This window comes from Pseudomonas sp. FSL W5-0203 (genome assembly GCF_001896155.1).
Lineage (GTDB): Bacteria > Pseudomonadota > Gammaproteobacteria > Pseudomonadales > Pseudomonadaceae > Aquipseudomonas > Aquipseudomonas paracarnis.
On sequence record NZ_MPOR01000008.1, the window covers coordinates 113627 to 127199 of the forward strand.

Sequence of the window (13573 nt, forward strand, 5' to 3'; positions counted from 1 at the left end):
CTGCCATCGCGGGCAAGCCCGGCTCCCACATTTTGAGGTGCTAACCCGATCAAATGTGGGAGCTGGCTTGCCTGCGATAGCGGCCGAACTAACAGCAGAAATGTTGAGGTAGACATGGACAACTGGATCAGCGCCCTCGCCACCCTGCACAACCAGGGCGAACCCTGCGTGCTCGTCACCATCATCGAGGAACTCGGCTCAACCCCGCGCAACGCCGGTTCCAAGATGGTCATCAGCGCCGCGCACACCTTCGACACCATCGGCGGCGGGCACCTGGAATACAAGGCGATGCAGATCGCCCGAGACATGTTGGTGCGCGGCCAGCAGGACACTCATCTGGAGCGCTTCAGCCTCGGCGCCAGCCTGGGCCAGTGCTGCGGTGGCGTCACCGTGCTGTTGTTCGAGCCCATGGGCCAGGCGCAGGCGCACATCGCCGTGTTTGGCGCCGGCCATGTCGGCCGTGCGTTGGTGCCATTGCTGGCAAGCCTGCCCTGCCGGGTGCGCTGGATCGATTCCCGCGAGCAGGAATTCCCGCAGCACATCCCCCAAGGCGTGCGTAAAATCGTCAGCGAAGAGCCGGCCGACGAAATTGCCGACTTGCCAGCAGGCAGTTACTGCATCGTCATGACCCACAACCACGCGCTGGACCTGGAACTGACTGCCGCCCTGCTCAAGCGCAACGACTTCGCCTACTTCGGCCTGATTGGCTCGAAAACCAAGCGGGTCAAATTCGAACACCGCCTGCGTGATCGCGGCTTTGACGCCGCGCAATTGCAACGCATGCGCTGCCCCATGGGCCTCCCCGAGGTCAAGGGCAAGCTCCCGGTGGAGATCGCCATCTCCATCGCCGGCGAAATCATTGCCACCTATAACGCCAATTTCGGCCAGCACCTTGCCGGCGCCGAACCTATTGCCAAACTGCTGCCGGCTTCACGCCGCAGCCAAGCTATCTAAATCGAGACGATCATGCCTTTGACTCGCAAAGCCTACCGTGCCGCCATCCTGCACAGCATCGCCGACCCTGCCGTGGTCGGGATCGAAGCCTCCTATGAATATTTCGAGGACGGCCTGCTGGTGATCGACAACGGCCAGATCAGCGCCCTTGGTCACGCCAGCGACCTGCTGCCGAGCCTGCCCGCCGATATCGACATCACCCATTACCAGGACGCGCTGATTACCCCTGGCTTGATCGACACCCATATCCACCTGCCACAGACCGGGATGGTCGGCGCCTATGGCGAGCAACTGCTGGACTGGCTCAACACCTACACCTTCCCTTGTGAAAGCCAGTTTGCCGACAAGGCTCACGCCGAAGAAGTCGCGGATATTTTCATCAAGGAGTTGCTGCGCAACGGCACCACCACAGCGCTGGTGTTCGGCAGCGTGCACCCGCAATCGGTGAATGCATTCTTTGAAGCGGCCGAGAAACTCGACCTGCGCATGATTGCCGGCAAGGTGATGATGGACCGCAACGCGCCTGATTACCTGACCGACACCGCCGAATCCGGCTACCAGGAAAGCAAGGCGCTGATCGAACGCTGGCACGGCAAGGGGCGCCTGCATTACGCGGTGACGCCACGCTTCGCCCCTACGAGTACGCCGGAGCAATTGACGCTGGCTGGTCAGTTGCTGGGCGAATACCCGGATTTGTACATGCAGACCCACATCAGCGAAAACAAGCAGGAAATCGAGTGGGTCAATGAGCTGTTCCCGGAGCGCAACGGCTACCTGGATGTCTACGACCACTACAAGCTGCTCGGCGAGCGCTCGGTGTTTGCCCACGGCGTACACCTGTGCGATGACGAATGCGCACGGCTGGCAGAGACCGGCTCGGCAGTCGCGTTCTGCCCGACGTCGAACTTCTTCCTCGGCAGTGGTCTGTTCAACCTGCCGATGGCCGAAAAACACAACTTGAACGTGGGCCTGGGCACCGACGTGGGCGGCGGCACCAGCTTCTCGCTGCTGCAAACCCTGAACGAAGCCTACAAGGTCATGCAACTGCAAGGTGCGCGGCTGAGCCCGTTCAAGTCGCTGTACCTGGCCACCCTGGGCGGCGCTCGAGCGCTGCGCCTGGAAGACAAGATCGGCACGTTGCAACCAGGCACCGATGCAGACTTCCTGGTGTTGGATTACAACGCCACGCCGCTGCTGAGCTATCGCCTGAAACAGGCCAATAACATTGCCGAGACGTTGTTTGTACTGATGACGTTGGGGGATGACCGGACGGTGCTGCAAACCTATGCAGCCGGGCAGCTCGTTCACCAGCGCTGATCTCAGAGCCCCCCACAAAACCAATGTGGGAGGGGCTTATGTGGGCGCCGGGCTTGCCCGCGATGCAGGCACCGCGGTATGTCAGTTACACCGCGGTGATGCTATCGCAGGCAAGCCAGCTCCCACACAAGCCTGCTCCCACATTTGATTGGGTTTACAACTTTACAGACGAGCGCCCAGGTTTTTTAGTCTGTAAAAGATGCGAAAACACCGCATGCAAATCATCCGACGCACTCTCTTCATCGAGGTTGAGCTTGCTGTCGATGTGATCCATGTGATGCATCATCAAGTTCACCGCCAACGTCGCATCCCGGGCTTCGATCGCGTCGATCAACTGGGTGTGCTCATCGTAGGAACAGTGCGAGCGGTTGCCGCTTTCGTACTGAGCGATGATCAATGACGTCTGAGACACCAGGCTGCGCTGGAAGCTGATCAGCGGCGCGTTCTTCGCGGCTTCGGCCAGCTTCAAGTGGAACTCGCCAGAGAGACGGATACCGGCGCCACGGTCACCGCGCGAGAAGCTGTCGCGCTCGTCGTTGACCATCTGGCGCAACTCGGCCAACTGCTCGGCCGTGGCGTGCTGCACCGCCAATTCTGTGATCGCCCGCTCCACTAGGCGCCGGGCCATGAACACCTGGCGTGCTTCTTCGACGCTTGGGCTGGCAACCACCGCACCGCGATTGGGCCGCAGCAGTACCACGCTTTCATGGGCCAGGCGCGACAGCGCGCGGCGAATGATGGTGCGGCTCACGCCGAAGATCTCGCCCAGTGCCTCTTCACTCAATTTGGTTCCGGGCGCCAGGCGTTGTTCAAGGATCGCCTCGAAGATATGCGCATAGACGATATCGTCCTGGGTTCCGCTGCGACCGGCCTTGCCGGCTCGCGGTTGTTTCTTGAGAGGTTGCAACTGTTCGTTCATGGGCACTCGGGTTTGAGAACGGCGAATTAACGGTAATACGGCAACAGCGTGTCGCTGGCAAGTATCACCTAAAAACAGCGCACATTGTACACAACCCACTGCGCCAACACACTGTACGGCTGTTTGCGGGCTCGGCTGTATTGCAATGACTCGTTACGTTTGAGTTTAGGCTTGAATCAGAGCCGCCAGCGGCAAATTCCCGGCAATAAGGAACACCTCTCCATGACCGACGCCACCCAAGCGCCCTTGCGCCCACTGGCCGACACTTCTGCGTCGGCCGTCGTCGCCGGCTTTATCGCCATGATGACCGGCTACACCAGCTCCCTGGTGCTGATGTTCCAGGCCGGCCAGGCCGCCGGCTTGACCACGGCGCAGATTTCTTCGTGGATCTGGGCGATTTCCATCGGCATGGCGGTGTGCAGCATCGGCCTGTCCCTGCGCTATCGCACACCGATCACCATCGCCTGGTCCACCCCTGGCGCGGCGCTGCTGATCACCAGCCTGGGCGGCGTGAGCTATGGCGAGGCCATCGGTGCCTACATCACCTGCGCGGTACTGGTGACGCTCTGCGGGTTGACCGGCAGCTTTGAGAAACTGGTCAAGCGGATTCCGGCGTCACTGGCGGCGGCGTTGCTGGCGGGGATCCTGTTCAAGATCGGCAGCGAGATTTTCGTCGCCGCCCAGCATCGTACCGGGCTGGTGCTGGGGATGTTCTTCACCTACCTGATCATCAAGCGCCTGTCGCCGCGTTATGCCGTGCTGGCCGCCTTGCTCATCGGTACCGCCTTGTCAGGGCTGATGGGGCTGCTGGATTTCAGCGGTTTTCATCTGGAGGTGGCGACGCCTGTTTGGACGACGCCGCACTTCTCGTTGGCGGCGACCATCAGCATCGGCATTCCGCTGTTCGTGGTGGCCATGACCTCGCAGAACATGCCCGGCGTAGCGGTGCTGCGAGCCGACGGCTACACCGTGCCGGCGTCGCCGTTGATCACTACCACTGGCCTGGCGTCATTGGTGCTGGCACCGTTCGGCTCCCACGGCATCAACCTGGCGGCGATCAGCGCCGCGATCTGCACCGGGCCGCACGCCCATGAAGACCGCAACAAGCGCTACACCGCTGCGGTGTGGTGTGGGGTGTTCTATGGGATTGCCGGGGTATTCGGCGCCACGCTGGCAGCATTGTTCGCAGCCCTGCCCAAGGAACTGGTGCTGTCGATTGCGGCGTTGGCGTTGTTTGGCTCGATCATCAATGGCTTGAGCATCGCCATGAATGAGCCGAAGGAACGGGAAGCGGCGCTGATCACCTTTATGGTCACGGCGTCAGGCTTGACGTTGTTTTCCATCGGTTCGGCGTTCTGGGGGATTGTGGCGGGGGTGTTGACGCTGCTGATTCTGAATTGGCGCAAGGCATAAAAAAACGGCGACCCTCAGGTCGCCGTTTTTTTCAGTATCACTTAGCCGCGTTGATCGGCTTTTCCGGATACCACACGTCCAGCAACGGGCTGACTTCAGCCTTGGTCAGCTCGGAACGGGTTTTCAGCCAGGCTTCCACGGCAGCACGCTGCTCTTCGGAGACCGAGCCACGCTTTTGCAGGCAAACCAGACCGTAGTCATCGCCGCCGACATAGCCCAGGCCATTGGCTTCCATGGCTTCTTTGATGAATGCTTCGAGGAAAGCGTCGATAGCTTCTTCACTCAGGCCTTCGTTGAAGTCCAGGTTCAGTTCGAAACCCAGCTCTTGAAATTCATCAACGCACAGTTTTTTGCGCAGACGCTGGGAACGGTTAGTCGCCATTGGAACAATCCTCATAAGTATTAACGGGCGGCACTTTAGCAGTTTAAGGCGGCAATTGCCCGACTCTCTGGGACCGACGGGCAAATGCGCGCAAAAAAACCATGATTAGCAGCTATCGTTCAGCTACACGTGGCGCCAGCTTGGGGCATAATGCCGACACTTTCGTGACCAATGAGGGATTTTCTTCCATACCCCTCGCCTTTTTCACCCTCCTCAGCAGTAGGGTTTTATTTCTTATGATCAAATCTTTGCGCTCAGTGTTACTTGCCAGTGTTGTCTTGCCCCTGGCCTTTTCCGTTTGCGCCGCTCCCGTCAATAACACCCTGCCACCCAGCGTTGCGCAGGCCTTGCAGAAGGCCAAGCTGCAAAATACCGCGCTGTCCCTGGTGATGCTGCCCCTGAACGGCCCTGGTACCCCTACGGTCTTCAACGCCGACGTCTCGGTGAACCCGGCTTCCACCATGAAGCTGGTCACCACTTATGCGGCCCTGGAAATGCTCGGCCCCAACCATCAGTGGAAGACCGAGTTCTACACCGATGGCACCCTCAGCGGCGGCGTGCTGCGTGGCAACCTGTACCTCAAGGGCGGCGGCGATCCCAAACTGAATATGGAAAAACTCTGGTTGCTGATGCGCGACCTGCGTGCCAATGGCGTGCAGCAAGTCACTGGCGACCTGGTGCTAGACCGCAATTTCTTCAACCAGCCGCAATTGCCCGAGTTCAACGACGACGGCAACGATGAGAACAAGCCGTTCCTGGTCAAGCCCGACGCCTTGCTGGTCAACCTCAAGGCCCTGCGCTTCGTGACCCGCAATGATTCGGGGCGGGTGATCGTATCGGTCGAGCCGCCGATTGCCAGCATTCGCATCGACAACCAGGTGAAAGTCACCAACGCCAAGCAGTGCACCGGTGACGTGCGCTACAGCCCGGTGACCGCTGCCGACGGCAGCGTGACCGTGACCGTCAGCGGCCAACTGGGTGATGGCTGCAGCTCGCAGACTTACCTGTCGCTGCTCGACCACGCCACCTACACCGCAGGTGCTGTACGGGCGATCTGGAAGGAATTGGGCGGTACCATCCAGGGCCGTGACATCCAGGCACCGGTGCCCAAGGATGCCAAGGTACTTGCCCGCGCCTTCTCGCCGGACCTGGCGGAGATCATCCGCGACATCAACAAGTACAGTAACAACACCATGGCTCAGCAGTTATTCCTGAGCCTGGGTGCGCAGTTTCGCAACGATGCCGATGGCGACGATGCCAAGGCCGCGCAACGCGTCGTGCGCCAGTGGCTGGCCAAGAAAGGCATCACCGCGCCGCACCTGGTGATGGAAAACGGCTCCGGCCTGTCCCGCGCCGAACGGGTCAGCGCCCGCGAGATGGCGGCCATGCTGCAAGCCGCGTGGAAAAGCCCTTATGCGGCGGAGTACATCAGCTCGATGCCGATCGCCGGCACCGACGGCACCATGCGTAAACGCCTGAAAACCACCGCCCTGCGCGGCGAAGCCCATGTGAAGACCGGCACCTTGAACACCGTGCGCGCCATTGCCGGTTACAGCCGCGACAACAATGGCAATACCTGGGCGGTGGTGGCGATTCTCAACGACTCCAAGCCTTGGGGAGCCTCGTCGGTGTTGGATCAGGTGCTGCTGGACCTGTATCGCCAGCCGAAGGCCGTTGCAGCCGCACCGGTTCTCTAAAGCACCACATCACCCTGTCTGATCGTTCCCACGCTCTGCGTGGGAATGCTGTTTTGGACGCTCTGCGTCCGCGCTCAAGGCGTGACGCGGAGCGTCTTAGGATGCATTCCCACGCAGAGCGTGGGAACGATCATTCAAGCGTCAGGGCTTCCTCGACGCGATCCCTGCCCGCCTGCTTGGCCACGTACACCGCCGAATCAGCGCGCAGCAGCAAGCCATCGATACCTTCGTCGATCCGCCAACTGGCTACGCCGAAGCTGGCGGTAACCACCCCCACCGGCTCCATCGCCGCATCACGCAACGACTGCCACAACTGCATCGCCAGGCTGTAAGCCTGTGCGCCATCAGTGTTGGGGCACAGCACCACAAACTCTTCCCCACCCAGCCGGCAAAATACATCGGTACGGCGCAAGCGTTGGCCGATACGCTTGCACAACTCCTGCAACACGCCGTCGCCCACGGCATGGCCGTGCTGATCGTTGATGCGCTTGAAGTGGTCGATATCGAGCATGATCAACGACAGCGCGCCAGAGGTACGGTTGAGCCGGAGCATTTCGCCCTTGAGACGATCCTGGAAATAGCGCCGGTTATAGATCCCTGTCAGGGAGTCGGTAATGGACAGTGCGCGCAGTTCATCCTCGACCCGTTTGAGATCAGAAATATCCGATACATAACCGTGCCAAAGCGTACCGCCTCCCGGCAATTCTTCCGGCGTCGCTTCGCCGCGAATCCAGCGCAGGCCTCGCTGAGGTAATTGCACGCGGTACTCTTCGCGCCAATGGCTCAGTTGCAACGCAGAAAGGCGTATCGAGGCACGCACTCGCTCCAGGTCCAAAGGGTGAATGCGCTCCAGCACCTTGCCCGCATCCTGCTGCAGCACGCCCAGTTCGATTTCATAGATATCGCGCATGCCTTCGCTGGCATAGATGAAACGCCAATTGTCCTGTGGTTCCAAAGTGAACTGGAAGATTCCACCCGGTACATGGGCACTGAGTTTTTTCAGCAGGCGGTCGCGTACCGCAAGGGCCTCATAGGCGCGCTTTTGCTCGGTGACATCCAGGTAAATCGCCAAGTGCCCGACCCACAGGCCATGGTCATCCAAGAGCACGGTCGGCAACATGTTGACCGTCAGTTGGCTGCCATCCTTGCGCACCAGCGTCCACTCACGCCCTTCATGTTGACTGTCCGGGCTCTCCACCAGCATCGCCTGGCTCGCTGGAATGCGCTTGCCCAGCGCCCTGCTCAACGGCTCAGCGCGGGCGTCGAGTTCCGCGGCCACGTGCAGGCGGCCCAAGGTCATATGCCCCAGCACCTCCTCGGCCGTAAAGCCCAACATCTGTTCGGCACCGGCATTGAAGGTGTTGATCACACCGCGCAGGTCAGTGGCAATGATCGCCACTTGAGTCGCCGCATTCAGCACGCTGCGCAGTTGCCCATGGGCACCGCGCAACTCCTGCTCACGGGCACGCAATTGAACGGTGCGTTGCTCCACCAGTTTCAGTGCGCGCTGGCGCTGGCTGACCAGCATGTAAAGCAGCGCACTGAGCAAGGCGCTGAGCAACACGCCCATCGCCAGAATGGCGTGCATCGAAGAATGGTTGGCCTTGTCGAACACTTCGCTGGCGCTCAGGCTCAGGGCGTAGACATGATCGCCCAGGGTGAGGCGACGTGCAGCCGTCAAGCCACTGCTGCCCAAGGCGTTACTGGACGCGTACAACACCCGTTGCTGGGTGTCGGAGGTGTCTACGATCTGCATCACCAGGTTGTCCCGGTTGGGCCTGGGCAACCCCTCGGCCACCAGCTGGCGCATGCTGATCACCGCCATCACAAAGCCGTAAGGCTCGGCATCTGCGACTTTGCTCACGGGCGCCACCAACAACACGCCTGCCGCATAAGCGGGCTCCACACCCACCAATTGCATGGGCTGTGACACCGCCAACTGGCCGCTTTCTTGCGCACGCGCCAGCGCTGACCGGCGCAGGGGCTGGGCCAGCAGATCAAAGCCCAGCGGCGAGCCCAGCAAACTTTGGGTCTGGCTGTACAGCACCGGTACGTATTCATCGCGCTCGGCCGCGGGCGCCAACTCACCTGCAGTATTCAGTTCGCGGATACTGAAGGGAATGCCACGCTGGCGAGAAATGTCCTGCTCAAACAAGCTGCGCTGCGTACGAAATATCCGTGGTGCCCAGGCATAGGCACGGGCATGCAACAACAGCGGTTTGGCGAAACCGTCGAACTCGGCGCGGGATACCTCTGCGGAATTGACGAAGAAACGCTGCAGGCTGCCCAGGCGTTGTTCCTGATCTTCAAAACGTTCCTGGATGCGGCTGTAGCGTTCGTTGACCAGCAACTGGAACCGCTGGCGCACCTGCTGCTGATACAGGTCCGAAGCCGCCCACGCGACGACCACCGTCAGCGCGCTACCGACCAGTAACACCACCAATGCCACCAGCCAAGCCGATGCCTGCTCACTGATAAAACCAAGGATTTTCGGGCGAACGACTTGCATCGGCATAGGCAACACTCACAGCGCCAGTGTGCGGGGGTGTCACTTTGGCTAGGGCTTAAGTTATAGCCATCGGTCATGGGTTTGACCAGTGCAAAAACAATAGGAGCGAGCTTGCTCGCGAAGAACCTGAGAGCGCTGCGTTAAACCGGATACGCAGCGCTATCGTTGACGATCTTCGCGAGCAAGCTCGCTCCTACAGAGAAAAATCAGCGTGCGGTGATTTTCCAGGCGCGGTGGATCTTGGCATTGCGCGCAAAATCAGGGTCGATGGTCTTGTCGCTGATTTCCTCGACCGCATAGCGTTCGCTGAGGTTGTCTTCCAGCTGGAACTTGCGGAAGTTGTTGGAGAAGTACAGCACTCCACCCGGCGCCAGGCGTGCCATGGCCAGGTCGAGCAACTGCACATGGTCACGCTGCACGTCGAAGATGCCTTCCATGCGCTTGGAGTTGGAGAAGGTCGGCGGGTCGATGAAAATCATGTCGAATTCATCGCGGCTCGCTTCCAGCCACGCCATCACGTCACCCTGTTCCAGGCGGTTCTTGTCGGAGAAGCCGTTGAGGGAGAAATTGCGACGCGCCCAGTCCAGATAGGTCTTGGACAGGTCGACGCTGGTGGTGCTGCGCGCGCCGCCCTTGGCAGCATGCACACTGGCTGTGGCGGTGTAGCAATACAGATTGAGGAAGCGCTTGCCCGCCGCTTCCTTCTGGATGCGCATGCGCATCGGGCGATGGTCGAGGAACAGGCCGGTGTCCAGGTAATCGGTGAGGTTGACCAGCAACTTAACGCCGCCTTCACTGACCTCGGTGAATTTGCCTTGGGCACTCTGACGCTCGTATTGCTTGGTGCCGCTCTGGCGCTCACGACGCTTGACCACCACACGGCTCTTGTCGACGTTCAGTGCCTGGGGAATTGCCGCCAAGGCATCGAACATGCGGGCCGAGGCTTTTTCCGGGTCGATGGATTTTGGCGCGGCGTATTCCTGCACGTGCACCCAATCGTGGTACAGGTCGATCGCCATGGAGTACTCAGGCATGTCGGCGTCATACACACGGTAGCAATCCACCCCTTCGCGCTTGGCCCATTTGCCCAGCAGCTTGAGGTTCTTCTGCAGGCGGTTGGCAAACATCTGCCCGCCTTCGCTCAGGCGCGCCTGCTCCACCACGGGGGCCGGGGCGGGTTTGATCGGGTTGCCGTTCTTGTTGTACTGACGCTCTGCCGGCTCGCTCGGGGCCTGGTCGTAAGCCGCCTGCTCACGTTCGGCCTGGCGCTGTTCCGGGGTGCGGCGCTCGCCGGTGACGAACTGGTCCGGATTGACCTTGATCAGCAGCAACTTGCACGGCAATGCGCCGTTCCAGAACGAATACTGTTTGTGGCTGCGGATACCCATGCGCTTGCCCAGGTCCGGCGCGCCGGTGAACACTGCGGCTTCCCAGCCCATACAGGCTTGGCGCAAGCGTTCGCCGAGGTTCTGATAGAGATACAACAGGCTGGCTTCGTCACCCAGGCGCTCACCGTAGGGTGGGTTGCAGATCACCAAACCTTTCTGATTCTGATCCGGGCGCGGCTCGAACGTGCCCACTTCGCCCTGGTACACCTTGATCCAGTGGCTCAGGCCGGCGCGTTCGATGTTGTTGCGTGCGGGCTGGATCAGGCGCGGGTCGGCTTCGTAGCCACGTACCCACAGCGGCGGCTTGTTCATGCCGATGGCCGCCCGCTCAGTCGCCTCGGTATGCAGCTTTTTCCACAACGCCGGGACGTGACCCAGCCACGTGGTGAAACCCCACAGCTCGCGGTTAAGGTTGGGGGCCATGTCGGCGGCGATCATTGCGCCTTCAACCAGGAAGGTGCCGACACCGCACATCGGGTCGGTCAGCGCGCCGCCTTCGGCGGCAATACGTGGCCAGCCGGCGCGAATCAGGATCGCCGCTGCCAGGTTTTCCTTCAGGGGTGCCGCGCCCTGCTGCAGGCGGTAGCCACGCTGATGCAGGCTGTGGCCGGAAAGGTCCAGGGACAGGATCGCTTCGCCACGGTCCAGGCGCAGGTGAATGCGCAGGTCAGGGTTGATCTTGTCGATGGACGGACGCTCGCCGGTCGGGGTGCGCAGTTTGTCGACGATCGCATCCTTGACCTTCAGCGCCCCGAAGTGGGTGTTGTCGATCCCCGAGCCGTGGCCGCTGAACTCTACCGCGAGGGTACCGTCGGGGACCATGTGGTCAGCCCACTCGATGTCCAGCACGCCGTGGTAAAGATCCTCGGCGTCTTTCATCGGGAAACGCTTGAGCACCAGCAACACGCGGTTGGCCAAGCGCGACCAGAGGCACAAGCGGTAGGCGGTTTCCATGTCGGCCATGCCGCGCACGGCCGAGGTGTGCTCGCGGGCTTCCTCAAGGCCAAGCCCGACGGCTTCCTCGATCAGCAGGCCTTCGAGGCCCTTGGGGCAGGTGAGGAAGAGTTCAAAACGGTCCGACATGGGGCATTCCAGGCTTTTCAGCAATAAGTGAACCGGCGACGCATCGCCGGTTCGGTTTTCAATCAAGCACTTTTCTCGAAGAGTGCTCGCGTGGCACGAATGTGCCGTTCCACCCCGTCTGGCGGGCTCTTGAGCCTTTATTGGCGAGGCAGAAGAAGAATGTTGCGCAACAAAAAGAAATATTCCGACCCTTCGTCGAATAATAACCGACTGCAATAGGCGGGCATTCTCACTAAGGAATTAAACCTTTCCTCTTTACAGGGCACATCATAGCTGGCTTTGCCCTATAAAAGGGGCGAATAACCAGCCCAGCTTATGGCTATAGCATCGTTATCGTTACGTGCTTATGACAAAACGATCATTGAATACATGTGACCTATTGGTTAGAACTCAACACAGGTTGGCGCCGTAACGGTGCCAACACATTGGCTCGCCACGCCGGCAGCGAGCCCACCAACGGCAGAAAAACTCTGCCCGGCCTTGGACAAGGCCGAAGGATATCTAGACAGTCAACAAGTGAGGGAAACACCCTATGAGAAGACTTAAGCGTGATCCGTTGGAAAGAGCATTTTTACGCGGATATCAATATGGCGTTCATGGAAAATCCCGTGAGCTTTGCCCATTTACTCTACCGTCGGTACGCCAAGCCTGGATCAACGGCTGGCGAGAAGGACGCGGCGACAACTGGGACGGTATGACTGGCACTGCGGGCATCCACAGACTCAACGAACTTCACGCCGTCGGCTAATCAGGGGATTTAATTGCGACACACACATCTTTGAACTTGTAGCGACTTAACCACGCGCGCCCCATCCGGGCGGCGGGCTTCGGCCCAGGGGCTCCTTTATGGAGCCCTTTTTATTGCCTGATCAGCGCAAGGCAGCGATGGCATCCACCGACTGGCGAATCAATGCCGGGCCTTTGTAGATGAAGCCGGAGTACAACTGCACCAGGCTGGCGCCGGCCGCGATCTTCTCAGCCGCGTGTTTGCCTTCGGTGATACCGCCCACCGCGATGATCGGCAAACGCCCAGCCAACTCGGCCGCCAGCACCTTGACGATATGGGTGCTCTTGTCCCGCACCGGCGCGCCCGACAGGCCGCCGGCCTCGTCACCATGGGCCAGGCCTTCGACGCCCACGCGGCTGAGGGTGGTGTTGGTCGCAATCACCGCGTCCATCCCAGAATCCACCAGGGCCTGGGCCACCAGGACGGTTTCTTCATCGCTCATGTCCGGCGCGATCTTGATGGCCAGCGGCACACGCTTGCCATGCCGCACGGCCAGGTCTTCCTGGCGCTGGCGCAAGGCTTCGAGCAGTTGCTTGAGGGAATCGCCAAATTGCAGGCTGCGCAGCCCCGGGGTGTTGGGCGAGCTGACGTTGACGGTGACATAGCTGGCGTGGGCGTAGACCTTGTCCAGGCATATCAGGTAGTCATCCACCGCACGTTCCACGGGCGTGTCAAAGTTCTTGCCAATGTTGATACCCAGAATGCCGGTGTACTTTGCCGCCTGAACCCGCGACAGCAGATGGTCGACGCCGAGGTTGTTGAAGCCCATACGATTGATGATCGCCTCCGCTTCCGGCAGCCGGAAGATGCGAGGCTTGGGGTTGCCCGGTTGCGGCCGTGGGGTCACGGTGCCGATTTCGACAAAGCCGAACCCCAGTTGCGCAAACCCGTCGATGGCCGCGCCGTTCTTGTCCAGGCCGGCAGCCAGACCGACCGGGTTGGGGAAGTCGAGCCCCATCACCGACACCGGCACTTTCGCCGGTGCCTTGCATACCAGGCCATTGAGCCCCAGACGGCCACCGGCACCGATCAGGTCCAGGGACAGATCGTGGGAGGTTTCCGGGGAGAGTTTGAACAACAGCTGGCGGGCCAGGGTATACATGGGCGGGCTAGACTCGGATGGC

General features: G+C 60.5%; 10 protein-coding genes. 5 read left to right on the top strand and 5 right to left on the bottom strand.

Going from position 1 to position 13573, the window contains the following annotated elements:
* The first annotated feature begins 114 nt into the window (after positions 1 to 114).
* The gene (gene xdhC / locus BOP96_RS10030) at positions 115 to 954 is read left to right on the top strand and encodes a xanthine dehydrogenase accessory protein XdhC (protein ID WP_073452590.1); all 840 of its coding nucleotides are present in this window, start codon (positions 115 to 117) and stop codon (positions 952 to 954) included.
* A gap of 12 nt (positions 955 to 966) precedes the next feature.
* Positions 967 to 2271, top strand: a complete 1305-nt coding sequence (gene guaD / locus BOP96_RS10035; protein ID WP_014719468.1) for a guanine deaminase — start codon at positions 967 to 969, stop codon at positions 2269 to 2271.
* A 154-nt stretch (positions 2272 to 2425) separates the two neighbouring features.
* On the opposite strand, the gene BOP96_RS10040 is transcribed toward guaD, so the two are convergent.
* Entirely contained in the window at positions 2426 to 3190 is a 765-nt protein-coding gene (locus tag BOP96_RS10040) for a GntR family transcriptional regulator (RefSeq protein ID WP_014719469.1), read from the bottom strand.
* A 222-nt stretch (positions 3191 to 3412) separates the two neighbouring features.
* Between BOP96_RS10040 and BOP96_RS10045 the strand changes: the two genes are divergently transcribed.
* Positions 3413 to 4603 (top strand): benzoate/H(+) symporter BenE family transporter, encoded by a 1191-nt coding sequence (locus tag BOP96_RS10045; RefSeq protein WP_019820510.1) that lies wholly within the window; start codon positions 3413 to 3415, stop codon positions 4601 to 4603.
* A 37-nt stretch (positions 4604 to 4640) separates the two neighbouring features.
* Here BOP96_RS10045 and BOP96_RS10050 read toward each other — a convergent pair whose 3' ends face one another.
* Positions 4641 to 4985, bottom strand: coding sequence for a YggL family protein (locus tag BOP96_RS10050; RefSeq protein WP_003193255.1), 345 nt, complete (start codon positions 4983 to 4985; stop codon positions 4641 to 4643).
* 236 nt (positions 4986 to 5221) lie between these two features.
* Here BOP96_RS10050 and dacB point away from each other — a divergent pair, with 236 nt between their 5' ends.
* Positions 5222 to 6682 (top strand): D-alanyl-D-alanine carboxypeptidase/D-alanyl-D-alanine endopeptidase, encoded by a 1461-nt coding sequence (gene dacB, locus BOP96_RS10055; protein ID WP_014719471.1) that lies wholly within the window; start codon positions 5222 to 5224, stop codon positions 6680 to 6682.
* A gap of 130 nt (positions 6683 to 6812) precedes the next feature.
* Here dacB and BOP96_RS10060 read toward each other — a convergent pair whose 3' ends face one another.
* Together BOP96_RS10060 and rlmKL are read right to left on the bottom strand one after the other, a co-directional pair.
* Positions 6813 to 9197 (bottom strand): sensor domain-containing diguanylate cyclase, encoded by a 2385-nt coding sequence (locus BOP96_RS10060; RefSeq protein ID WP_073452592.1) that lies wholly within the window; start codon positions 9195 to 9197, stop codon positions 6813 to 6815.
* Positions 9198 to 9397: 200 nt separating this feature from the next.
* The gene (rlmKL, locus tag BOP96_RS10065) at positions 9398 to 11662 is read right to left on the bottom strand and encodes a bifunctional 23S rRNA (guanine(2069)-N(7))-methyltransferase RlmK/23S rRNA (guanine(2445)-N(2))-methyltransferase RlmL (protein ID WP_014719473.1); all 2265 of its coding nucleotides are present in this window, start codon (positions 11660 to 11662) and stop codon (positions 9398 to 9400) included.
* A 532-nt stretch (positions 11663 to 12194) separates the two neighbouring features.
* Here rlmKL and rmf point away from each other — a divergent pair.
* Positions 12195 to 12410 carry a ribosome modulation factor gene (gene rmf / locus BOP96_RS10070; RefSeq protein WP_002553055.1) on the top strand — a complete coding sequence of 72 codons (216 nt, stop codon included), beginning with the start codon at positions 12195 to 12197 and terminating at the stop codon, positions 12408 to 12410.
* A gap of 121 nt (positions 12411 to 12531) precedes the next feature.
* Here the strand turns inward: rmf and BOP96_RS10075 are convergent, their stop codons facing one another.
* Positions 12532 to 13551, bottom strand: a complete 1020-nt coding sequence (locus BOP96_RS10075; RefSeq protein ID WP_014719474.1) for a quinone-dependent dihydroorotate dehydrogenase — start codon at positions 13549 to 13551, stop codon at positions 12532 to 12534.
* Positions 13552 to 13573 lie beyond the last annotated feature (22 nt).